Origin of the sequence: Desulfurivibrio modestus, assembly GCF_044068625.1 — a bacterium.
Taxonomy (GTDB): domain Bacteria; phylum Desulfobacterota; class Desulfobulbia; order Desulfobulbales; family Desulfurivibrionaceae; genus Desulfurivibrio.
Map to the genome: position 1 here is coordinate 46,481 of NZ_JBIPKH010000015.1, position 23,144 is coordinate 69,624.

12 protein-coding genes, 1 tRNA gene and 3 pseudogenes are annotated in these 23,144 nt (G+C 63.8%); 11 read left to right on the forward strand and 5 right to left on the reverse strand.

The window, feature by feature from the left end; all coding sequences use genetic code 11:
* The first annotated feature begins 177 nt into the window (after positions 1 to 177).
* The 6 genes from ACHHRT_RS09955 to ACHHRT_RS09980 all read left to right on the forward strand — a co-directional run bounded on the left by ACHHRT_RS09955 (position 178) and on the right by ACHHRT_RS09980 (position 14,426).
* Entirely contained in the window at positions 178 to 1,245 is a 1,068-nt protein-coding gene (locus ACHHRT_RS09955) for a branched-chain amino acid aminotransferase (protein ID WP_395499618.1), read from the forward strand.
* A 264-nt stretch (positions 1,246 to 1,509) separates the two neighbouring features.
* Positions 1,510 to 1,800 (forward strand): co-chaperone GroES, encoded by a 291-nt coding sequence (gene groES, locus ACHHRT_RS09960; RefSeq protein ID WP_395499619.1) that lies wholly within the window; start codon positions 1,510 to 1,512, stop codon positions 1,798 to 1,800.
* A gap of 34 nt (positions 1,801 to 1,834) precedes the next feature.
* Positions 1,835 to 3,487: a chaperonin GroEL gene (gene groL, locus ACHHRT_RS09965; protein WP_395499620.1), complete on the forward strand. Its 1,653-nt coding sequence runs from the start codon at positions 1,835 to 1,837 to the stop codon at positions 3,485 to 3,487.
* Between the two features lie 125 nt (positions 3,488 to 3,612).
* A tRNA-Arg gene (locus ACHHRT_RS09970) sits at positions 3,613 to 3,689 on the forward strand.
* Positions 3,690 to 4,202: 513 nt separating this feature from the next.
* Positions 4,203 to 12,755 carry a GH36-type glycosyl hydrolase domain-containing protein gene (locus ACHHRT_RS09975; protein WP_395499635.1) on the forward strand — a complete coding sequence of 2,851 codons (8,553 nt, stop codon included), beginning with the start codon at positions 4,203 to 4,205 and terminating at the stop codon, positions 12,753 to 12,755.
* A 330-nt stretch (positions 12,756 to 13,085) separates the two neighbouring features.
* Positions 13,086 to 14,426 (forward strand): alanine/glycine:cation symporter family protein, encoded by a 1,341-nt coding sequence (locus ACHHRT_RS09980; protein WP_395499621.1) that lies wholly within the window; start codon positions 13,086 to 13,088, stop codon positions 14,424 to 14,426.
* A gap of 90 nt (positions 14,427 to 14,516) precedes the next feature.
* Here the strand turns inward: ACHHRT_RS09980 and ACHHRT_RS09985 are convergent.
* The 4 genes and pseudogenes from ACHHRT_RS09985 to ACHHRT_RS10000 form a co-directional block, all read right to left on the reverse strand.
* A pseudogene (locus ACHHRT_RS09985) lies at positions 14,517 to 15,647 on the reverse strand (Hpt domain-containing protein); the annotation flags it as partial.
* Positions 15,631 to 16,575 carry a phosphate/phosphite/phosphonate ABC transporter substrate-binding protein gene (locus ACHHRT_RS09990; protein ID WP_395499622.1) on the reverse strand — a complete coding sequence of 315 codons (945 nt, stop codon included), beginning with the start codon at positions 16,573 to 16,575 and terminating at the stop codon, positions 15,631 to 15,633. The pseudogene ACHHRT_RS09985 and the gene ACHHRT_RS09990, both read right to left, overlap by 17 nt.
* Positions 16,576 to 16,647: 72 nt before the next feature.
* Positions 16,648 to 17,010 carry a mechanosensitive ion channel family protein gene (locus tag ACHHRT_RS09995; RefSeq protein WP_395499636.1) on the reverse strand — a complete coding sequence of 121 codons (363 nt, stop codon included), beginning with the start codon at positions 17,008 to 17,010 and terminating at the stop codon, positions 16,648 to 16,650.
* A pseudogene (locus tag ACHHRT_RS10000) lies at positions 17,008 to 17,955 on the reverse strand (mechanosensitive ion channel family protein); the annotation flags it as partial. The gene ACHHRT_RS09995 and the pseudogene ACHHRT_RS10000, both read right to left, overlap by 3 nt.
* A gap of 284 nt (positions 17,956 to 18,239) precedes the next feature.
* Here ACHHRT_RS10000 and phnD point away from each other — a divergent pair.
* Both phnD and ACHHRT_RS10010 read left to right on the forward strand, forming a co-directional pair.
* Complete coding sequence (gene phnD, locus ACHHRT_RS10005) at positions 18,240 to 19,112, forward strand: phosphate/phosphite/phosphonate ABC transporter substrate-binding protein (protein WP_395499623.1); 873 nt, start codon at positions 18,240 to 18,242, stop codon at positions 19,110 to 19,112.
* A 48-nt stretch (positions 19,113 to 19,160) separates the two neighbouring features.
* Positions 19,161 to 20,708 carry a methyl-accepting chemotaxis protein gene (locus tag ACHHRT_RS10010; RefSeq protein ID WP_395499624.1) on the forward strand — a complete coding sequence of 516 codons (1,548 nt, stop codon included), beginning with the start codon at positions 19,161 to 19,163 and terminating at the stop codon, positions 20,706 to 20,708.
* 45 nt (positions 20,709 to 20,753) lie between these two features.
* Here ACHHRT_RS10010 and ACHHRT_RS10015 read toward each other — a convergent pair.
* A pseudogene (locus ACHHRT_RS10015) lies at positions 20,754 to 20,995 on the reverse strand (cytochrome C biosynthesis protein); the annotation flags it as partial.
* A 115-nt stretch (positions 20,996 to 21,110) separates the two neighbouring features.
* Here ACHHRT_RS10015 and ACHHRT_RS10020 point away from each other — a divergent pair.
* The 3 genes from ACHHRT_RS10020 to ACHHRT_RS10030 are packed head-to-tail and all read left to right on the forward strand — an operon-like array spanning position 21,111 to position 23,054.
* On the forward strand, positions 21,111 to 21,479 hold the full coding sequence (locus tag ACHHRT_RS10020) for an ArsR/SmtB family transcription factor (RefSeq protein ID WP_395499625.1): 369 nt from the start codon (positions 21,111 to 21,113) through the stop codon (positions 21,477 to 21,479).
* Positions 21,480 to 21,488: 9 nt separating this feature from the next.
* Positions 21,489 to 22,784: a permease gene (locus ACHHRT_RS10025; protein ID WP_395499626.1), complete on the forward strand. Its 1,296-nt coding sequence runs from the start codon at positions 21,489 to 21,491 to the stop codon at positions 22,782 to 22,784.
* A gap of 36 nt (positions 22,785 to 22,820) precedes the next feature.
* Positions 22,821 to 23,054 (forward strand): thioredoxin family protein, encoded by a 234-nt coding sequence (locus tag ACHHRT_RS10030; protein WP_395499627.1) that lies wholly within the window; start codon positions 22,821 to 22,823, stop codon positions 23,052 to 23,054.
* Positions 23,055 to 23,144 lie beyond the last annotated feature (90 nt).

Below are 23,144 nucleotides of genomic sequence, written 5' to 3' on the forward strand. Positions count from 1 at the left end.
GTAAATCACCTGCCCTGCGGTTTGAAGGAGAGAACCAGTCGCCTACTCTACCTAATATCGAGTTGCTCTGCCAAGCGAAATAAATTGTTTCAATGGTCCTGAAACTTCGTTATATTGCGCTCCATTTTCGGTCCCCCGACGGGCCGGGGCATGATTTTCTAGGGAGCAAATTGCACAATGGACATCAGAATGGAAACGGTGCCGCCGGCTCAACGCAAGGCCAAGCCGGACGAAAAATCGCTTGGTTTCGGGCGGATCTTTACCGACCACATGTTTGTTATGGCGTATACCGCCGACCGGGGCTGGCACGATCCCCACATTCGTCCTTACGGCCACTTCTCTTTGGATCCGGCGGCCATGGTCCTCCACTACGGTCAGGCGATCTTCGAGGGGCTGAAGGCTTACCGGGGGGAAGATAACGGCATCCGTCTCTTCCGGCCCCAGGCCAACCTGGAGCGGATGAACCGTTCCGCCACTCGGATGTGCATGCCCACCTTACCCCTGGATACCGCCCTGGCCGGGCTCCAGGTCCTGCTCAAGGTCGATTCCGACTGGGTACCCAGGGCCCAGGGGGCCACCCTTTATATCCGGCCGACCATGGTGGCCACCGAGGCCGGCCTGGGGGTGCGCCCGGCCAAGGAGTATCTCTTCTTTATCATCCTGAGCCCGGTGGGGGCCTACTATCCCGAAGGGTTCAATCCGGTGAAGATCTTTGTCACCGACACCTATGTGCGGGCGGTGGCCGGTGGGGTGGGCGAGGCCAAGACCGCCGGCAACTACGCGGCCAGCATCATGGCGGCGGTGGAGGCCCAGAAGCAGGGGTTCACCCAGGTGTTGTGGCTGGACGCCCGCGAGCGCCGCTATGTGGAAGAGGTGGGCACCATGAACATCTTCTTCGTGCTGGGCGACCGGGTCGTCACCCCACCCCTTTCGGGCAGTATCCTGCCGGGGATTACCCGGGAATCGGTGCTGCAACTGCTGGGCGATTGGGGCCTGGCCGTGGAGGAGCGGCCCATCACCATCGACGAGGTGCTGGCCGCCAACCAGCGGGGCGAGTTGCGCGAAGTCTTCGGCACCGGTACCGCCGCGGTGATCTCGCCGGTGGGTTCGCTCCACTACAAAGGGCAGGACTGCCTGATCAACGGCGGCAAGACCGGCGAGCTGGCCCAAAGATTGTTCAACGAGCTGACCGCCATCCAGTACGGCCGGAAGGCGGACCCCCACCAATGGGTCCTCCGCCTGTAGTCGCCCGGCCTCGCCATCTATCTGGCCTGATTTTCTTTGTTTTCTTCCAGCGATTTTTTTTTGGTGCGTGCTCTTGATTTTTGCGGGGGACGTACATATTGTCTGCCGCATCCGGTATTCCGGGGTCGGTGTGACCCGGGGGTGCCGCTTTCCGGTTGCGGGAAGGACGCCGGTACTCGGCGCGGGAGCGCCGGCTGCCGGTTTGTTATTCATACGAGCAATCACTTAATCATCAACCAGATCAACGCAAGACGGAGGTAGTCCATGAAGATTCGGCCATTGAATGATCGAATTCTGGTCAAAAGACTGGAGGAAGAGCAGAAAACCAAGGGTGGCATTATTATCCCCGACACCGCCAAGGAGAAGCCGGCGGAGGGCACCGTGGTCGCCGTGGGCAGCGGACGTCACAACGAAAAGGGCGAGCGGGTGCCGGTGGAGTTGAAGGCCGGAGACCGGGTGCTCTTTTCCAAGTATGGCGGCACCGAGGTGAAGATCGATGGCGAAGAGTTCCTGATCATGCGCGAGGATGACATCCTCGGCGTGGTGGAAAACTAACAAGCAACCCCAAGTTTCTGAAGGAGAAAAAGATATGGCATCAAAAGATCTGAAGTATGGCACCAAAGCCCGCGAAGCGATCCTGCGGGGGGTAAACACCCTGGCCGACGCCGTCAAGGTTACCCTGGGACCCAAGGGCCGTAACGTCCTGATCGAGAAATCCTTCGGCGCCCCGGTCATCACCAAGGACGGGGTTTCGGTGGCCAAGGAGATCGAGATCAAGGACAAATTCGAAAACATGGGCGCCCAGATGGTTAAGGAAGTTGCTTCCAAGACCAGCGACGTGGCTGGCGACGGCACCACCACCGCCACCATTCTGGCCCAGGCGATCTACACCGAAGGCTCCAAGCTGGTTGCCGCCGGCAACAACCCCATGGATATCAAGCGCGGCATCGATCAGGCCGTGGCCGCCGTGGTGGCGGAGCTGAAGAATATCGCCAAACCCACCAAGGCCCAGAAGGAGATCGCCCAGGTCGGCACCATCTCCGCCAACAACGACGCCACCATCGGTAACATCATCGCCGAGGCCATGGACAAAGTGGGCAAGGAAGGGGTGATCACCGTCGAGGAAGCCAAGAGCATGGAGACCTCGCTGGATGTGGTCGAGGGGATGCAGTTCGATCGCGGCTACCTCTCCCCCTACTTTGTCACCGATCCCGAGAAGATGGAAGTAAACCTGGAAGACCCCTACATCCTGATCAACGAGAAGAAGATCAGCAACATGAAGGATATGCTGCCGGTGCTGGAGCAGATCGCCAAGATGGGCAAGCCCCTGGTGATCCTCGCCGAGGATGTGGACGGCGAGGCCCTGGCCACCCTGGTGGTCAACAAGCTGCGCGGCACCCTCAACGTGGTGGCGGTCAAGGCCCCCGGCTTCGGCGACCGCCGCAAGGCGATGCTGGAGGATATCGCCATCCTCACCGGCGGCCAGGTGGTTTCCGAGGATATCGGGATCAAGCTGGAGAATATCACCATCGATGACCTGGGTCGGGCCAAACGGGTGGTTTGTGACAAGGACAATACCACCATCGTGGACGGCGCCGGCGACAAAGGCAAGCTGGAAGGCCGGGTTAAGCAGATCCGGGCCCAGATCGAGGAGTCCAGCTCCGACTACGATCGCGAGAAGCTGCAGGAGCGGCTGGCCAAGCTGATCGGCGGCGTGGCGGTGATCAATGTCGGCGCCGCCACCGAGATGGAGATGAAGGAGAAGAAGGCCCGGGTGGAAGACGCCCTCAACGCCACCCGCGCGGCGGTGGAAGAGGGGATCGTACCCGGCGGCGGCGTGGCTTATCTGCGCTGCCTCAAGGCCCTCAAGGAGCTGAAGTTGCCCCATGAGCAGGAGCTGGGCAAGAAGATCGTGGCCCGGGCCCTGGAAGAGCCGGTTCGCCAGATCGCCAACAACGCCGGCCTGGAAGGCTCGGTGATCGTTGAGCAGGTCAAGGGGATGAAGGACGCCAAGGGCTTCAACGCCGAGAACGAGAAGTTCGAGGATCTGCTGGAAGCCGGGGTTATCGACCCGGCCAAGGTAACCCGTTTTGCCCTGCAGAACGCGGCCAGTGTGGCCGGTCTGCTGCTGACCACCGAATGCATGATCGCCGAGCACCCGGAAGAGGACAAGGGCGGCGGCGGTATGCCTGGCGGCATGGGCGGCATGGGCGGTATGGGCGGCATGGGCGGCATGATGTAAGAGCCCCTTTCGCCGTCAAGAAACTCGACGCGACCAGCCCCGGTGACTCGGCAACCTGCCCTGTCACCGGGGCTGTTTTTTGCTGCGGCGAGAGTCGGCAAAATAGGGTATTCTGCACCTCTTGGGTGCCCGTAGCTCAGCTGGATAGAGCACCGGCCTTCTAAGCCGTAGGTCGCAGGTTCGAATCCTGCCGGGCGCGCCAGAAAAAATTAAGGGAGATCGGGCCGTTAGGCTCGGTTTCCCTTTCTTGTTTTTGTACCACAAATATTCCCGAAAAGGCCGTTTTTGTGTCCCAAGAGTGTCACCAGGGTGTAAGCGCGCGCGTGAAAGCAGAATTTTTAGCAGGTAAGCGCAGAAAAAATGCGATCACCCGCGGAGGCGATCTGGGTTAGGGGGATTTGAAATAGGTGAATAGCATGAAGATCACAGAAGTTCATGACCATCGTCCTTGAAACGTCCACAAAAGGTTGTCCAAAGCCCTGTTTATTTCAGGTTGATAACACCCCTTGCCAATAGAGCGTGGTATAGTGGCGGAATCAGCCGGTAAAGGCTGAGGGCCCGCAAACGCGCGGCTGCGTTTGCGGCAGGTGCCGGTCATCAGGTTGGAGCTGGGTTGACGATTCCCGGTTCGAGCAAGGAGCAGGTCATAGCCATCAAAAAAATCGGATTTTCCGTGCGCAGGCGCAATGCGCTGCGTCACGACCGGGACACCGAGTTGCTGCGCGCAGAGTTGTTCAGCATCGAGCAACTGAAGCGTCACGCGGTGGCGCTGGCCGGCCGCCATCGGGTCGATCCGCGTCCCGGGCCGGACAGCCTGCTGCCGCGGCTGGCGGACAATGCGCGGGTTCTGCTGGCGGCGTACGACGTCGTCACCGCCGTCGCCGCCGCCCAGGGGCAACGGATCGAGCCGGCGGAGGCCTGGTTGCTCGACAATTTCTACCTGATCGAGCAGCAGGTCACCCTGGCCCGCCGGCATCTGCCGCGCGGATACAGCCGCCAGTTGCCGCAGCTGGCCGCTGGCCCGTCGGCCGGATTCCCCCGCATCTACGACCTGGCGCTGGAGCTGATCTCCCACATGGACGGCCGCGTCGACCGCGACAACGCCACCCAGTTCATTGCCGCCTACCAGACCGTCGAGCCCCTGAAGCTGGGCGAATTGTGGGCCTTCCCGATCATGCTGCAACTGGCGCTGCTGGAAAACCTGCGTCGGGTCGGGGTGCGCATCGCCCAGCGGCGCGAGGAGCGCGATGCCGCCATCACCTGGGCGGACCGCATGCTCGAAGCGGCCGAAACCGATCCGAAACAGTTGATCCAGTTGCTGGCCGAGTTTGCCCATGCCGATGTGCCGCTGACCGCGCCGTTTGTGGAGGAGTTTTACAACCGGCTCCAGGCCCAGGGACCGGCCATGGCCTTCGTGCAGACCTGGGTCGAGCACAAGCTGTTCGAACAGGGGGTGACGGCGACCAAACTGTCGGAGGCGGCCGGCCGCACCGCCGCGGCCAACCAGATCTCCATCGCCAACAGTATCGGCAGCTTGCGCTTCATCGGCGCCATGGACTGGAAGCAATACGTCGAGTCGCTCAGCGTCGTCGAACAGACCCTGCGCGAAGATCCCATGGCGATGTACGCCAGCCAGGATTTTGCCACCCGCGACCGCTACCGGCACGTCATCGAGGACGTGGCGCGGCACAGCATTCGCAGCGAAAGGGCGGTGGCCCGCGAAGCCGTTGAGCTTGCCCGGGCGGCGGCGCAACATGGCCCGCATGAGCGCGGCGCCCATGTGGGCTACTACCTGATCGATCGGGGCCGACCACGCCTGGAGGGGGCGGTTGACTGCCGGCTGTCGTGGAAATCCCGAATCTGCCGGATGGGTCGGCATCTTTGCCTGCCCCTTTATCTCGGCCCGATCCTGCTGCTCACCCTGCTGGCGACCGCGGCCGTGCTGACCCTGCTCGGCCTTGGTCCGGGCGGGGTCGATGCGGATGACTGGCGGACCTGGTTGTTGGCGCTTCCGCTGGTCATCGGCGCCTCGGCCCTGGCCGTGCCCCTGGTGAACCTGCTGGTCACGCTCGTTCTGCCGCCGCATGCCTTGCCGCGGCTGGATTTCTCCACCGGGATTCCGGACTGCCACCGCACCATGGTGATCGTCCCCACCCTGCTGACGAAACCGCAAGATGTCGACGCGCTGCTCGAAGCGATGGAGATCCGCTATCTCGGTAATCGCGACCCCAATCTGTTCTTCGCCCTGCTGACGGATTTTGCCGACGCGCCCAAGCAAACGCTGCCGGACGATGAAGCTCTGCTCGCGTACGCGCGCGGCGCGGTCGAGGCGCTCAACGCGACCTACCGCGAGGATCGCCCGGGCATCTTCTATCTGTTTCACCGGCCCCGGGTGTGGAACCCGTTCGAGCGGGTGTGGATGGGCTACGAGCGCAAGCGCGGCAAGCTGGAGCAGTTCAATGCCCGGCTCCGGGGCGAGGCGCAAACGGCCTTCTCGGAGATCGTCGGCGATCACTCCCTCCTCGGATCGATCCGCTATGTCATCACCCTGGATACCGACACCCAACTGCCCCGCGACGCGGCCCGCACCCTGATCGGCAACCTCGCCCATCCGCTCAACCGGCCGGTGTACGATGTCGGCAAGGGCCGCATCGTCGAAGGCTACGCGATCCTGCAACCGCGCGCCTCGATCAGCCTGACCAGTGCCGGCCGGTCGCGCTTCGCCAAACTGTTCGCCGGCGATCCGGGCCTCGACCCCTACACCCGCGAGGTGTCGGACGTCTACCAGGATCTGTTCGAGGAAGGCTCGTTCATCGGCAAGGGCATCTACGACGTCGATGCGTTTCGCCAGGCCGTCGACGGCCGTTTTCCGGAAAATCTCATCCTCAGCCACGACCTGCTGGAAAGCGGCTATGCGCGATCGGCGCTGGTGACCGATGTCGAACTGATCGAGGAACATCCGGCCAGTGTCGCCATCGAGGCCAGTCGGCGCCACCGCTGGGCCCGCGGCGACTGGCAATTGGCCGGCTGGCTGCTGCCATGGGTGCCGGGCCCCCCCGGTCTGAACGGCGTGAAGGCGAAGCGGCAGGCGAACCCGCTCTCGGCCCTGTCGCGGTGGAAACTTTTCGACAATCTGCGGCGCAGCCTGGTGGCGCCGGCACTGCTCGCCCTGGTGGCCGGCGGCTGGCTGTTGGGCCTCGGGCCCGGGTGGCTGTGGAGCTTGCTGGTCGTGGCGGTGATATTTCTGCCCACCCTGCTGTCCGCCGCCATCGAGCTTGTGCGCAAGCCCGCGGAATGCGACTGGCGAGTACACCTGAACCTGACCGGCAGATCGGTGGGGCGCCCGCTGGTGCTCGCCGTACTGACCCTGGCCTTTTTGCCCTACGACGCACTGATCTGCCTGGGGGCGATCCTGTGCTCGGGGGTGCGGATGCTGTTCACGCGCCGCGGCCTGCTGTTGTGGCAACTGCGGTCCTACGCCCGCCGCAATGCCAGCCGCACCCTGGTCGAATTTTTCCGGGAGATGGGGATCGCGCCGGTTATGGCGCTGGCGCTGGGCGTGGCGTTGGCCATGGCAAGCGCGCCTGCGGCGTGGCTTTGTGCCGCCCCCATCCTGCTGCTGTGGCTGCTGTCGCCCGTCGCCGGCTGGTGGATCAGCCGGCCGCTGGCCGCTCCCGCCCCGGGCTTGAGCGTCGACCAGGAGGTCTTCCTGCGGACGTCGGCGCGGCGCACCTGGCGTTACTTCGCGGACTTTGTCGGCCCGGAGGACAACTGGCTGCCGCCCGACAACTTCCAGGAACACCCGGCGCCGGCCATCGCCTCGCGTACCTCGCCCACCAACATCGGCATGTCGCTGCTGGCCGACCTGGCCGCGGTCGATTTCGGTTACATCACCGCCGGGGAATGTCTGCGGCGCGTCGGCAACACCCTCACCTCGCTGGAAAAGCTGGAACGCTATCGCGGCCACCTTTACAACTGGTACGACACCCGCACTCTGCAACCGCTCCACCCGCGATACGTCTCGTCGGTGGACAGCGGCAACCTGGCCGGCTCTCTGCTCACTCTCCAGGCCGGGCTGGCCGAGATGAAACATCAGCCGGTGCTGTCAGCCCGCGCGCTGCCGGGGCTGCAGGACACCCTGCAAGTGCTGGCACAGCTGCCCGCCGCCGCCCCCGAGCTGACGAAAACAATCGATCTGCTGCAGGAGACCCTGCGCCCACTCACACTGAAGGGACCACTGCCGACGCTGGCGGCCGCTACCGGCGCGCTGGAGGAGATTCACCGCATTGGTGGCGAGCTGGTTGCCCACCTGCCGGCGGATACCGATAGCGAAGGCGAACCGGTTTACTGGGCGCGGGCCTTCGACCGGCAAGCGCGGGCCCTGCGGGATGAGCTTGCCTTGCTGGTGCCCGGGACCTGGCCGGGCGCCGCTCTGCCGACCCGGATGGAACTGGCCGCTGCGGGCGATGATGGCGCGCAGACGCAGCTCGCCCTCATCGATGAGCTGATCGGCCGCTGCCGCGCACTGGCAGCGATGGATTTCGAATTCCTCTACGACACCGTATCCGGCCTGCTGGCCATCGGCTACGATGTCGGCGAACGGCGCCGCGATCCGTCCTGCTACGATCTGCTGGCATCGGAATCACGCCTGGCCAGTTTCCTGCTCATCGCCCAGGGACAGGTGCCGCAGAAGCACTGGTTCTCGCTGGGGCGCCTGCTGACCAGTCATGGCGGCGACGTCAGTCTGATTTCGTGGAGCGGCTCGATGTTCGAGTACCTGATGCCGCAACTGATCATGCCGAGCTACCCCAATACTCTGCTGGAGCAGACCTGCAAGGCCGCGGTGTCGCGCCAGATCGAATACGGCCGCCAACGCGAGGTGCCGTGGGGGATTTCCGAATCCTGCTACAACGCCACCGACATGCACCAGGTTTACCAGTACCGGGCGTTCGGCGTGCCCGGCCTCGGCTTCAAGCGCGGACTGGGCGACGACCTGGTGATCGCGCCCTACGCCAGCGCCCTGGCGCTGACGGTGATGCCGCGGCAGGCGTGCCGCAACCTGCAAACCCTGGCCGATCGTGGCTTTATGGGCGACTACGGCTTCTACGAGGCCATCGATTACACGCCCACGCGGGTGCCGCGGGGCAAGCCGCACGCCGTCGTGCGGGCATTCATGGCGCATCACCAGGGCATGAGCCTGCTGGCGTACGCGCATCTCCTGCTCGACCAGCCGATGCAGCGCCGCTTCATGTCCGACCCGCTGACGCGGGCGACCGAACTGCTGTTGCAGGAGCGGGTGCCGAAGAGGGGCGCCACCCTGCATCCGCACGCGGCCGAAGTGAGCGCCGCCGCCCACCCGCCCGGTGCCGACGTCGGCTCGATCATGCGCGTGTTCACCAACCCGAACACGCAACTCCCTGAAGTCCACCTGTTATCGAACGGCCGTTACCATGTCATGGCGACCCTTGCCGGCGGCAGTTACAGCCGCTGGCGCGACCTCGCCGTTACCCGCTGGCGCGAGGACGCCACCTGTGATGGCTGGGGCACCTTCATCTACCTGCGCGACCGCGACAGCGGGAAGTATTGGTCCACCGCGCATCAGCCGACCCTGCGCCGGGCCGACCACTACGAGGCGATCTTCGTGCAGGCCCGCGCCGAATACCGGCGGCGCGATCAGGCGATTGAGGCGCACACCGAGATCAGCGTCTCCCCCGAGGACGACGTCGAGATCCGGCGGGTCAAGCTCACCAACCAGTCGGGGCGCACCCGCCGCATCGAGGTGACGAGCTACGCGGAAGTGGTGCTGGCGCCGTTGAATGCCGACCTGGCCCACCGCGTCTTCAGTAATCTGTTCGTGCAGACCGAAATCCTGCCCGAGCGCCAGGCGATTCTCTGCACCCGCCGTCCGCGCACCCCGGGCGAGCAGGTGCCCTGGATGTTTCACCTGCTGGCCGCCCCCGGCGTGGTGGCCGACGCGCCCTCCTACGAGACCGACCGCGCCCGCTTCATCGGGCGCGGTCGCACCGCGGCCAACCCGCTGGTGCTGGAGAGCAGCGGCAGTCCGCCTGCCCGGTCGAACCATGATTTATCAAACACGGCGGGGCCGGTGCTCGATCCCATCGTGGCGATCCGCCGCACCCTGACCCTGGCACCCGACGAATCGGCGAGCGTGCAGATCATCTCCGGGGTCGCGGAGACGCGCGAGGCCGCACTGGCCCTGCTGGATAAATACTGCGACCGCCACTTCGTCGAGCGCGCCTTCGAAATGGCCTGGTTCCAAAGCCAGGAGGTGCTGCGCCACCTCAATGTCACCGAAGCCGATGCCCAGACCTACGGCCGCCTGGCTAACTCCGTGATCTACGGCAATGCCCTGCGTCGCGCCGCGCCCGGCGTCATTGCCCGCAACCAGTTGGGGCAGGCCGGGCTGTGGCGTTTCGGCATCTCGGGCGATCTGCCGATCGTCAAGCTGCGCATTGGCGATCTCAACCGCATCGACCTGGTCAAACAGGTGTTGCAAGCGCATGCCTATTGGCGCATGAAGGGCCTGGTCGCCGACCTGGTGATCGTCAACGAGGATTTCTCGGGCTATCGGGCGGTGCTGCAGGACCGGATCATGGGGCTGATCAACGCGGGCCCCGAAGCGCAGGTAATCGACAAGCCGGGCGGAGTCTTCGTGCGCCGTGCCGAAGAGCTTTCCGAGGATGAGCGGGTGCTGCTGCAGACCGTTTCCCGCATCGTCTTCAGCGACACCACCGCGACCCTGATCGAGCAGGTGGATCGCCGCGTGTCGCCGGAACGGGCCTCGGATCTGCTGGAGCCCTCGCGGCAGGCGGGCGCCGAACCGGTTTATCCGCTGGCCCCGCGCGAGCGCATTTTCAGCAACGGCCTGGGCGGCTTCACCCCCGACGGCCATGAATACGTCGTCACCCTTGAACCCGGCCAGACCACGCCGGCGCCCTGGGCCAACGTGATCGCCGGCCCGCACATCGGCACTGTCGTCAGCGAGAGCGGCAGCGCCTATACCTGGGTGGAAAACGCCCACGAATTCCGCCTCACCCCCTGGCACAACGACCCGCTCTCCGACAGCAGCGGCGAAGCGCTCTACCTCCGCGACGAGGAAACCGGCGCGTTCTGGTCGCCGACGGGGCTGCCCGCGCGCGGCCGCTCCGGCTACGTGTGCCGGCACGGCTTCGGTTACAGCGTGTTCGAGCACTTTGAGGCCGGCATCGCCTCGGAACTGTTCACCTACGTCGCCATGGATGCGCCGGTCAAGTTCGTGGTGGTCAAGCTGCGCAACCAGTCGAAGCGGGCGCGCAGCCTGTCGCTGACCGGGTACTGGGAGCTGGTGCTTGGCGAGTGGCGACACGCCAACCTGATGCACATCGTCACCGAAACCGATCCGCACAGCGGGGCGCTGTTTGCCCGCAATGCCTACAGCCGCGAATGCGCCAACCGGGTGGTGTTTGCCCACGCCAGTGAACGCGAGCGGTCGGTGAGCGGCAACCGTGCCGAGTTCATCGGCCGCAACGGCTCGCTGGCGCGGCCGGCGGCGATGCGCCGCAAGCGCCTGTCCGGTCGAACCGGCGCCGGTCTGGACCCGTGCGCCGCGATCCAGGCCCGGATCGTACTGGCCCCGGGGCAGGAACGCGAGATCGTGTTCGTGTTCGGCGCGGCCGGTGACGTCGGCGAGGCGCGGCATTTTATCCAGCAATACGGCGGACCGGCGGGTGCGCGCCAGGCATTGGAGGCGGTGTGGGAACACTGGAACCGCACCCTGGGCGCGGTCAACGTGGACACGCCCGACCCGGCGCTCAACGTGCTGGCCAACGGCTGGCTGGTTTATCAGACGATATCGTGCCGGCTGTGGGGGCGTAGCGGCTATTACCAGTCCGGCGGCGCCTACGGCTTCCGCGATCAATTGCAGGACACCATGGCCCTGGTCCATGCGACGCCGTGGCTCGCCCGCGAGCAACTGCTGCGCTGCGCCGGGCGCCAGTTCCTCAAGGGCGACGTGCAGCACTGGTGGCACCCGCCCCACGGCCAGGGCGTCCGCACCCATTTTTCGGACGACTATCTGTGGCTGCCCTACGCCGCCTGTCGTTATGTGCTGGCGACCGGCGACACCGGCGTGCTCGACGAGTCCATCCATTTTCTGGAGGGCCGCGAGCTGTATGCGGAAGAGGAGGCCTACTACGACCAGCCGCAACGCTCGCCTGAAGCGGCCAGCCTCTACGAGCACTGTGTGCGGGCCATCAAGCACGGCCTGCGCTTCGGCGCCCACCAGTTGCCGCTGATGGGCTGCGGTGATTGGAACGACGGCATGAATCTGGTGGGTAAAGATGGCAAGGGCGAAAGCGTGTGGCTGGCGTGGTTCCTGGTCGAAAACCTTGAGTCGTTTGCGGGGCTGGCGCGCAGCCGTGACGACGCGGACTTTGCCGAACTGTGCAGCGCTCAGGCCGCCCAACTGCGCGGCAACATCGAGGCCGAGGCCTGGGACGGCGCCTGGTATCGCCGTGCCTGGTTCGACGACGGCACCCCGCTGGGCTCGTCGGCCAACGAGGAGTGCCGGATCGATTCGATCAGCCAGAGCTGGGCGGTTATCTCCGGGGGTGGTGACCCGGCGCGGGCCCGCCAGGCGATGACGGCAGTTGACCAGCACCTGGTGCGGCGCGACAAGCAGATCATCCAACTGCTCGACCCGCCCTTCGATAAGTCCGATCTGGAGCCCGGCTACATCAAGGGCTACATCCCCGGCGTGCGCGAGAACGGCGGTCAATATACCCATGCCGCGATCTGGACCACGATGGCATTCGCCATGCTGGGCGATACCGAACGCGCCTGGGAGTTCTTCGCCATGCTCAATCCCGTCCATCACGGCAGCACGGCGGAGGCGATTGAACGCTACCAGGTCGAGCCCTACGTCATGTGCGCGGATATCTACGGGGTGGCGCCGCACACCGGCCGGGGCGGCTGGAGCTGGTACACCGGGGCGGCGGGTTGGATGTACCGGCTGACCGTGGAAACCCTGCTGGGCCTGCATCTGGAAGTGGACCATCTGCGCATCGCACCCTGTGTCCCGGCCGATTGGGATTCCTACACCATCCACTATCGCTACCGCGAGACGGTCTATCACATCACGATCAGGCGCGTCGGGGCAGCCTCGGGGCAGGTCAGCCGGGTGAGGGTGGACGGCAGCGAACGCCCCGACCGCCGCATCCCGCTGGTCGACGACCGCCGCGAGCACACCGTCGAGGTGGAACTGGACTGAAGGCCAAGCGGGGAGCCGAGCTGGAAGTCCATTGTATGGAGTTGCTGCGGGAACTGGGCACTCGCAAGGGGATGCCGCCAACAACCCCCCCCCCCCCGCGCCGAATCCTTTTGCTTTTGCAGTGGCTGCAGATCGGCAGCATGGCCGTAAGCAGTTCGCTTATATCCTCCGGTTTATTCTTCTAAAAAAAACATCTCCCGCTGCTGAGTCGGCCGGAAGGCTTGACCTTGATCTAGGTTCAAGGTATCAAGCTCCCTGACCGCCGTAAAGCAATTTGCCGCCGACCGCCAAGCCCGGCTTGTTGGCTTTAACATCAGGGGAGAATCACCAATGGAGTTGATGGTCAGGCTGATTGAACAGCTCAACGGTATTGTCTGGGGCCCTTTGATGCTGGTGCTGATCCTGGGGACCGGCCTTTTCCTCACCGTCGGTCTGGGTTTCATGCCCCTGCGCCGCCTGGGGCATGGTTTCCGCATGCTCTGGCGAGGGCGGCGCTCCACCGAAGAGGGGGATATCACCCCCTTCAATGCCCTGATGACCGCGCTTTCGGCCACCATCGGCACCGGCAACATCGCCGGGGTGGCCACCGCGGTGGCCATCGGCGGCCCGGGAGCCATCTTCTGGATGTGGTGTACCGCCCTGGTGGGGATGGCCACCAAATATTCCGAGGCGCTGCTGGCGGTCAAATACCGCGAGGTTGACGAGCGCGGCGACCACGTTGGCGGGCCGATGTACTACATCAAGAACGGGCTGGGCCGGCACTGGCGCTGGCTGGGAGCCGCCTTCGCCATCTTCGGGGCCCTGGCCGGCTTCGGTATCGGCAACATGGTCCAGGCCAATTCGGTGGCCCAGGTGCTGGAGGCCAACCTGGGGGTGCCCCCCCTGCTCACCGGCCTGGTCATGGCCCTGCTGGTCTTCGCGGTGCTGATCGGCGGCATCCGGCGGATTGCCCGGGTGGCGGGTAAGCTGGTGCCCCTGATGTCCCTGCTCTATGTGGCCGGGGGCCTGCTGGTGATTTTGCTCAACCTGCCGGCGGTGCCCGGAGCCCTGTGGGCCATTGTGCAGCACGCCTTTACCCCGGCGGCGGCCAGTGGCGGGTTCACCGGGGCGGCGGTGATGCTGGCCATTCAGATGGGGGTCGCCCGCGGCATCTTCTCCAACGAGGCGGGTCTGGGCTCGGCCCCCATCGCCCATGCCGCCGCCAAAACCGTGGACCCGGTGCGCCAGGGGACGGTGGCGATGCTGGGTACCTTTATCGACACCATCATCATTTGTACCATCACCGCCCTGGTGATCATGATCTCCGGCCTGTGGGACAGTGGTCAGTCGGGAGCGGCCCTCTCATCCGCCGCCTTCGGCAGCGGTCTGCCGGGGGTCGGCCAGTTTATCGTCACCTTCGGTCTGATGCTTTTCGCTTTCACCACCCTGCTGGGATGGAGCGTCTATGGTGAACGCTGCGTGGAGTACCTGTTCGGTGTCAAATCGATTCTGCCCTTCCGCCTGCTCTGGGTCGCGGTTATCCCGCTGGGGGCGACGGCTCAGTTGACCTTCGCCTGGCTGGTGGCCGACACCCTCAACGCCCTGATGGCGATTCCCAACCTGATCGCCCTGCTGCTGCTCAGCCCGGTGGTGTTTCGGCTGACCCGGGAATATTTCTCCCCCAAAGGGTAGAGGGCCACTGAAGTCCGGGGCTGCTCTTCCGGCTTGGGGGGCGGATTGGCGGGGAAGTCGGGTTTCCGCCGCCATGGCGGCCTGCAACTCGCTAAAGCGCCGTTGCAACTCCGGCAGCAGGGTTTGCAATTGTTCCCGGTCGGCCAGGTTGGCGGCCTCCTCCATGGCCCCGGCCCCGTCGCGCAAGGCGGGGGCCGCCAGGTTGGCGGCCGCTCCCTTGAGCCGGTGGGCCAGCATCCCGGCCCGTTGCAGTTGATTCTCCTCGATGGCCCGGGCAAGTTCCGCGATCTGTCCGGGGGTGTCACGGCGAAACAGGGCGAAGAGTTCCCGGGCCAGTTCCCAGTCTCCCATCAGGCGTTCATTTAAATCTTCCCGGTCAAAAACCGGCGAGTGGTGGGTGGGCTCGCTCCCCACCGCCGCCGTTCCCCAAGTTTTCCGGTGGGGCAGCCATTTTTTCAACTCCTGGACCAGGAGCAGGGGATCAATCGGTTTGATGACATAGCCGTTCATCCCCGCCGCCCGGCAGGACTCGCGGTCTCTGGCCATGGCATGGGCGGTCAGGGCGACAATCGGCACCCGGTGATCCAGCACCGCCGATTGGGGATCGCGAATCCGCCGGGTGGTCTCCAGGCCATCCATTACCGGCATTTGAATGTCCATCAGCACCAGGGCATAGGGAGTGGTGGTCAGGGCCTGGAGGGCCTCGGCGCCATTGCCGGCGGTGTCGGCTCCAAGGCCCAGTTTTTTCAACAGACCCAGGCCCACCTGGCGATTGATGGGGTTGTCTTCCACCAGCAAAATGGGGGCGGGACAGTCGGCAAACAGATTCAGGATCTGGTGGCGGATCTGCTCCGGCCGTGGGCAGACGGGGCAGATTTCGGTTTGGCCGTTTGCCGTCGCCCCGAGCTGTTTGGCCAGCTTGACCGTGAACCAGAACTCCGTCCCCGCCCCCTCCCTGCTTCTCACCCCGATGGCCCCCTCCATCATCTCCGCCAGTTGCTTTGAAATGGCCAGTCCCAGGCCGGTGCCGCCGAACCGGCGGGTGGTTGAAGTGTCCACCTGGGTGAACTTTTCAAACAGCAGCGTCATCTGGTGGCGGGGGATGCCGATGCCGGTGTCGCGAACGGTGAAGCGGAGGGTGATGTGCTCCCTGGTTTCCGCCTCGACGGCCATTTTAATGAAAATGGAGCCCGCCGGGGTGAATTTAAGGGCGTTGCCCACCAGATTGAGCAGAATCTGGCGAATGCGGCCCGGATCGCCATGGAACAGGGCGGGAACCGTCGGCGCGGCCCAGCAGCTTAAGGTCAGGTTTTTGGCCCGGGCCTGGGGGGCCAGGTGACGGTTGGCGGCCTCGATCTCCCTGGCGTAGTTGCCCCGGTCCCTTCGCTGTCTTCGCAGGGTAACGATCCAGGCGGCCGCCAGGGTTGCGATCAGGAGCAGGCAGGCCGCAAGGGTGAACAGAAAGGGCCACCATCTCTTCAAGGACCCCGCTGCGGACAAAGGCGACGTCGACCTCGTTGCTGAGCAGGGTCCGGATCGCCTCCTGGTGGACACCGGTAAACCGCAAGAAATTAACATCTTCCGGCAAATTAACCCCGGCGAGATGCAGCTCGTAGGCCTGGGCCCGGTAGCCCCCCATGTGTTCCTGGCTGGGGGCGGCAATCCGCTGGTTGCGGAGATCGGCCAGGGTGTTGAGGTCGGAGCGGTCGCTGCGGACCACGATGGCGCCACTGAGCCGGCTCTGGACCTTGCCCGCGCTGTCCAGGTTCATCAGGGTTGCCACCACCCCGGACAGGGGGAACATCCGACGCACCACCAGAAAATGGGTGGGGTTGGTGGTCACCAGTTCGAAGGAGCCAGCCTCGATCCCGGCGAAGATTTCAGCCATGGGCAGGACCCGAAGTTCAACTTCATGGTCCGTGAGCCGTCGATTGAGATAAGCGACGATGGGCTGGTACTGTTGGGTGGTTTTTTCGATCCCCAGATAGGCGAATACCGCCCAGGTCAGTTTTTGCCTGGCGGCTGTTGACTGCGACAGGGTGTTATCGGCGGCGGCGGTCGAAGAGAAGGCGGACAGAAGCAGAAGGCAGGGGGTCAAGGCCCCCGCAAGAAGGATGATGCTCAATTTGCCGATCACAACTAACTCCATGCGGCCTAATATTATCCACCAAAGATAATCTTTAGTTGATAATTATTAGCATAAAAGGGTCGCCCTGGGAAGCTAATTTGTGCGCAGCAAGGCTGAGGCGCTGGGGGCGACGCTTTTGAGGTGCAGGTCGCGCTGGGGGTAGGGAATGGTGATCCCGGCCTCCTTGAAGGCCCGCCAGATCGCCAGGTTGATCTCCGAGAGAACCGCGCCGGAACCCTGCTCGGGATCACCGATCCAGACTCGCAGCTCCAAGGCGATCCCGCTGTCGGCAAATTCCAGCAAACGAACCACCGGCACGGGATCGGCCAGGACCCGGGGAGAGGTTTGGGCGGCCGCCCGCATCAGCTCCATGGCCTGTTCGGGATCATCGTCGTAGCTGATCTGGACCGGAACCTTGAGCCGGACGTTGCGGTCGCCAAAGCTCCAGTTGATCACCTGGGTGGTGATCAGGGTTTCATTGGGGATCAGGGTGTCCACCCCGTCCCGGTTACGGACCACGATGTAGCGGGCCCGCAACTCCTCCACCTAGCCGTACTTGTCACCCACCGTGATCACGTCGCCGGGTTTGACCGAGCGATCCATGATCAGGATGAAGCCGCTGATGAAGTTGGAGGCGATCCGTTGCAGCCCGAAACCGAGCCCGACCCCCAGGGCGCCGCCGAAAACGGCAAAGGCGGTGAGGTCGATCCCCACCAGGTTCAGGGTCAGGAGCAGGGCGATGGTGATCAGGAAGAACTTGGCGAACTTGGCCAGCCCCACCTGCATGGCGGCGCTTAAATAGCGGAGCCGCAATACCTGGCGTTCAATCAGGCCGGAAAGCCAGACCGCCACCACGATGGCCAGGCCGATGAGCAGGGTCAGTTCCAGGGCCGACAACAGCGAGATTTTGGTCTGGCCCACCCGGACGGCCAGGGAGTCCAGGCCGGCCCGGATGGCCGGCAGCCAGCCCAGCAGGTGCAGGCCCACCACCAGCCAGATGCCGGTGGCGATCACATTTTCACTGGCCTTGAGGCCCGGGCCCGGCGCGAAGCTCTTGCGCAGCATGTAGAGCAGAATGCGGATCAGGGCCAGGGAGAGCAGCAGGGGCACCGCCAGGTCCAGTAGCTCGCGGGGGTAACCCAGGGAACCGAGGGCCTCCCGGCCCACCAGGACAAAGAACAACAGGCTGAAGGGCCAGACGATCCGCATGGCGGAGCGCAGGGCCAGGTGGCGAAAGCCCTCGCCGCCCTCGGGACTGTAGAGTTCCAGCCACCGTTTGAGCCCGCGCTGGGCCACCCAGGAGGCGATCAGAGCCGGAATGATGACCGCCAGTTGCCACCAGTTGGCGGCCAGCAACCCCCACTGGGCAATGTTTTCTACAATGCGGTAGATGCTGTCCATGGTTGTGTTCCCCTCTGGCCCCTGGGGCGGCAGGTCCGATTTGGCGCCTTGCCCCGGTGCTGTCGGGGGGCAGCATACCAGATTCCCCCGGTCCGAGGCAACGTTTGCCAGGGGAGAGAGGGGTGGGCAAATCCAAATGGAGAAATGTTAGGATAAAAAATCTTGTTTATTGACATAATCTGCTTTTTTTGAGAGAAGAAACTAGTTGTTACCCCGTGGTGGCTAGGAATGCTGTTTCCTTCGGCCGCGGCGGTTTTGTCGGCTCCAAACGGTTTCGGAGCCTTGTGGCCGATCAAAAAATCCAGAGAGGTGCGTGCATGTACGGCAAGATCAAGTCCCTGTTGGTTGCGATTCTGGTTCTGGCTTTTCTGGCCTCCCCCCTGGCGGCGGCGGAATCCTACGTTTTCGGCTCCCATCCTTTCAAGAATCCCGCCGAACTGGCCGGCGTCTTCAGGCCGATGATCTCCCTGCTGGAGGAGGCCACCGGAGCCAAGATCTCCTTTCGCAGCGCCCGGGATTACGAGGCCTTCAGCCAGGCCGTGGTCGCCGGGGAGATCGACATCTTCTTCATGGGGCCGTCGCTTTTCGCCGAAATCCACGCCCAGCATCCCGACAAGATCCGGCTGGTGGCCACCGCCAAGGATCAGGGCAAGCCCACCTTCAACGGGGTGATCGTGGCCCGCAAGGATTCCGGAATCAACACCCTGGCCGACCTCAAGGGCAAGAAGTTCGCCTTTGGCGATCGGAGCTCGACCCTCTCCGCCTATCTGCCGGCGGTGATGTTGATGGAGGCAGGGGTTTTTGATTCGCTGCAGCAGTACGATTTCACCGGTCGCCACGATAACGTGGCCAACTCCGTCCTTCAGGGCCGGCATGACGCGGGAGGGCTCAAGCCCGACGTGGCCGCCAAGTATCTGGACCAGGGGCTCAAGGTGATTGCCGAGAGCGAGCCGGTGTATGAGCATGTGATCGCAGTGGGGCCCAAGGTTGACGCCGCCACCCTGAAAAAGATCCAGGACGCCCTGGTGGGGGCCAAGGACCCGGCGGTATATACCAGTATCAACGCGGGCTACACCGGCTTCGCGGTGACCAGGGCCGAGGATTACGCCCGGCTGCTGGAGATCATGAAAAAAGTTGACGCTAAGATCGCCCAGTAAATCCAGTAAGCGACGGGACTGTTTTAACCATCAAGCCAAGGAGTTGAAATGACGGCCACCAGGAGAGGGATTGCGGTTCGCTTTATTGTCCGGGTTTCGGGTTTGGCCCTTGGCTTGATGGCCGTCCTGGCGGCGGTGGCCATCTATACCGCCCACCAGTCCCAGAGCCTCCAGGCGGAAAGATTTGTTGGGCAATTGCAGCTGGAGCAGGCCGCCCAGGAGGAGCTGCTGGCCGGGATGCTGCGCCGGAAGGGGGAATCGATTGCCGCATTGCTGGCCCAGTCGGGAGCGGCCCTGGTGGTCAGTTATGATTTTGACACCATGGCCAACCTGGCCCGGGATGCCGGGAAAGATCAGGATATTGTGGCGGTGGTTTTTTACGATCCCGAGCGGCGGGTGATGGCCGAGGCCAAGGGGCAGGGCCAGGCCTGGGAGACCGTGAGCCAGAATATCGTCCTCAATGAGCAGCTGCTGGGTGCCGTTGAGGTCGGTCTTAGTTTTGCCGGAGTGGAGCGCAACTCCCGGGAGGTTTCCCGGCGGATCGACGAGCAGGTCCAGGTAACCCAGCGGGAGCTGGAGGAGGCTTCCCGGCGGCTGGGGGGAGCTATCCTGTTGGCCATCGTCGTGGTCCTGTTGGCCCTCTGCGGCGTGGTTTACTGGTGTCTGGCCCGTTTTGTCATCACCCCGGTGGGAGGGATTATCCATGGGCTCAACGACGGGGCGGCCCAGGTTGCCGACTCGGCGGGGCACGTGGCGGCCGGAGGTCAGGATCTGGCGGACGGGGCCTCGCAACAGGCGGCTTCCCTGGAGGAAACTTCCGCCTCCCTGGAAGAGATCTCGGCGATGACCAGCCAGAACGCCGAGAATGCCGGCAGCGCCGACAACCTGATGCGGGAGGCCGGTGGCCTGGTCCAGCGGGCCGCCGCCACCATGACTGAACTGACCGCCTCCATGCAGGCCATTACCCGGGCCAGCGAGGAAACTTCTAAGATCATCAAGACCATCGATGGCATCGCCTTTCAGACCAACCTGCTGGCCCTGAACGCGGCGGTGGAAGCGGCCCGGGCCGGTGAGGCCGGAGCCGGGTTCGCGGTGGTGGCCGACGAGGTCCGCAACCTGGCCATGCGGGCCGCCGAGGCCGCTCGGAGTACGGAAAGCCTGATCGAGGGGACCGTAAAGCGGGTCCAGGAGGGTTCGGAGTTGGTTGGTCAAGCCAATACCGCTTTTGGTGAGGTGGCCCAGAGTACCAGCCGGGCCGGCACCCTGGTGGGGGAAATTGCCGCCGCTTCCGGCGAGCAGGCGCGGGGACTCAAGCAGTTGAATCAGGCCGTACACGATATGGACGCGGTGGTGCAGCGGATCGCCTCCAGCTCCGAGGAGTCGGCGGCGGCGGCCGAGGAGCTGAGCTCCCAGGCGGAGCAGGCCAAATTCTATGTCGGCGAGTTGGTGTCCCTGATTTACGGCTCGGGGAAAACCGGCGAGATCACCGGTGGTCGGGGTTCTTCCCGGGCGCGGAAGCGGGCCGCGGAGCGCGAACTGCTTCCCCCACCCTCGGCGGTCGACCAGCAGGAAGGTGATGAAGAGCGGTGGAGTTGATTTAACCTCTTACTGAATAAATGGCCGGATTATAGAGTAGACCCCCTGAACCGAGACCACCGCCAGCAGCGGGGCGATAAAGCCGAAGGTGCGGGTGCCGGAAAGAACTCCATAAGCCAGGCCCAGGATCAAGGCGCCGGGGGCACCATTGATCTTCAGTTTGCCCAGCAGGCCGCCGCCCGGCAGGGCGCAGCGGTTGAAGCCCGGCATGTCCGCCGCCACCCAAAGCAGAATCAGGCCAACCAGAATCGTCCCGTAGGACCCCCCACATCACCCAGTATCCGCCCCGTAGTGAAATCAGTTGCAATTTTCGCATGAAAAAACTCCCTGGCTGTTGACAAAACCCGTTGCAGGGATCACTATATCGCCATGTAACGATTTAACAACAGCGAATAGGGCGAGATGGAAACAAAAAAATTTACCCGGGTGATGAAGGCCCTCTCCGATCCCAACCGGGTCGCGATCCTCAAGGTCCTGGCCCGCCGTCCCCTCTGCGTCTGTGAGCTGACCGCCCTGCTGGGCCTGGCCCAGTCCACGGTGTCCAAGCATTTGCGGACTCTGGAGGAAGCCGGTCTGGTGGCCTATGTCAAAGATGGTACCTGGATCAACTATTATCTGGCCGACGGCTCCGACTCCCCCTATGCCGCGGCCATGCTCAAAAATTTGGCAGGCTGGCTGGAGAGGGACCCCCGGATCGATGACCTGCTGGCCCGGTTGCCCGGGGTGAATCGGCATGAACTCTGCTCCGCTGTCTCCCCCCTTAAGGATTGAGGTTGAAATATGGACTGGCAGCGGGAATGGAAACCATTGGCCCTGATAGTGGTCGTTTTTCTGGCGGTTTATCACCTGCCGGTGGGAATACCTCGTTTCGACAACGCCATCCAGGAGGCCCTGGAGCTGGTCCGCTGGTATGCTCGGGAGCATGTGCTGCTCTGTCTGATTCCCGCCTTCTTCATTGCCGGGGCCATCGCCGTCTTTGTCAGTCAGGCCTCGGTGCTGAAGTACCTGGGGGCCGGGGCCAACAAGGTGCTGGCCTACGGGGTGGCCTCGGTGTCGGGCACGGTGCTGGCGGTCTGCTCCTGCACCGTCCTGCCCCTTTTTGCCGGGATTTACCGCATGGGGGCCGGTTTGGGGCCGGCGGCCGCCTTTCTTTACGCCGGCCCCGCCATTAATGTCCTGGCCATTGTGCTGACCGCCCGGGTGCTGGGGGCCGAGATGGGGATCGCGCGGGCGGTGGCGGCCATTGCTTTCAGCGTGGTAATCGGCCTGGCCATGCACTGGATTTATCGTAAAGAAGAGCGGGAAAAGCAGCTGGCCCAAGCCGCCCAGCCCCAGGAGGAAAGCAGTCGGCCGCTCTGGCAGAACGCCCTCTTTTTCGGGGCCATGATCGGGATTCTGGTCTTTGCCAATTGGGGCGGGGGCGAAGGGGGCGGCTTCTGGTCCCTGGTGGCCGTCTACCGCTGGTGGCTCACCGGCCTGTTCGCCCTGCTGCTGGGAATCATGTTGATGTTCTGGTTCGGCTTGCCCAAGGGGCAGGTGCTGCTGGCGGGGGCGCCGCCCTTGTTGCTGGCGCTCTTTTTTCCCGGTCAGCCCACCCTGGCCTTTATCGCCGGAGTTATCGGCCTGAGCTTGCTGCTCAGCCGCCGGGAGGATGAAAACGGCACCTGGTTCAAGGAATCCTGGGATTTTGCCAAGCAGATTCTGCCCCTGCTCCTGCTGGGAGTTCTGGTGGCCGGCCTGCTGCTGGGCCGGCCGGGCCAGGAGGGGTTGATCCCCTCCGAGTGGGTAAGCCGGGCGGTGGGGGCCAACTCCCTGGGGGCCAACTTTTTTGCCTCCCTGGTGGGAGCCTTCATGTATTTTGCCACCCTCACCGAGATTCCCATTCTCCAGGGTCTGATCGGCAACGGCATGCACAAGGGGCCGGCCCTGGCCCTGCTGTTGGCCGGTCCGGCCCTGAGCTTACCCAACATGCTGGTGATCCGCAGCCTGATCGGCACCCAGAAAACCGTGATTTTTGTCACCCTGGTGGTGGTCATGGCCACCATCAGCGGCCTGCTTTACGGAACATTTTTTTAATCAAAAGACCAGGCTTAACCAAAAGGAGGAACGATCATGGAAATCAAGGTTTGCGGCCCCGGTTGCGCCAAGTGTCATGAAACCGAAAGAGTGGTCCGGGAGGCCCTGGTTGAGGCCGGAGTCACCGCCCGGGTGGTCAAGGTCAGCGACTTCAACGAGATTGCCAAACTGGGGGTTTTTACCACCCCGGCGGTGGTGATCGATGGTCAGATTAAATGTTCCGGCAAAACCCCCACTAAAAAGGAGGTTCTGGCCTGGATCGGGGGATAGGGGGCTAAAGGAGTGAAATTATACCTTCCCAATCATCAGTTTTGTGGATAATAAGGGTTATCATGGCCAAGAGATTATTTCCCGTTACAT

What these genes read in the sequence shown, in the direction of transcription:
- ACHHRT_RS09955 (WP_395499618.1), top strand. Translation starts at nt 178, where the DNA reads ATGGACATCAGAATGGAAACGGTGCCGCCGGCTCAACGCAAGGCCAAG.
- ACHHRT_RS10025 (WP_395499626.1), top strand. Translation starts at nt 21,489, where the DNA reads ATGGACTGGCAGCGGGAATGGAAACCATTGGCCCTGATAGTGGTCGTT.
- ACHHRT_RS09980 (WP_395499621.1), top strand. Translation starts at nt 13,086, where the DNA reads ATGGAGTTGATGGTCAGGCTGATTGAACAGCTCAACGGTATTGTCTGG.
- groL (WP_395499620.1), top strand. Translation starts at nt 1,835, where the DNA reads ATGGCATCAAAAGATCTGAAGTATGGCACCAAAGCCCGCGAAGCGATC.
- groES (WP_395499619.1), top strand. Translation starts at nt 1,510, where the DNA reads ATGAAGATTCGGCCATTGAATGATCGAATTCTGGTCAAAAGACTGGAG.
- ACHHRT_RS10010 (WP_395499624.1), top strand. Translation starts at nt 19,161, where the DNA reads ATGACGGCCACCAGGAGAGGGATTGCGGTTCGCTTTATTGTCCGGGTT.
- ACHHRT_RS10030 (WP_395499627.1), top strand. Translation starts at nt 22,821, where the DNA reads ATGGAAATCAAGGTTTGCGGCCCCGGTTGCGCCAAGTGTCATGAAACC.
- ACHHRT_RS09990 (WP_395499622.1), bottom strand. Translation starts at nt 16,575, where the DNA reads ATGGAGTTAGTTGTGATCGGCAAATTGAGCATCATCCTTCTTGCGGGG.
- ACHHRT_RS10020 (WP_395499625.1), top strand. Translation starts at nt 21,111, where the DNA reads ATGGAAACAAAAAAATTTACCCGGGTGATGAAGGCCCTCTCCGATCCC.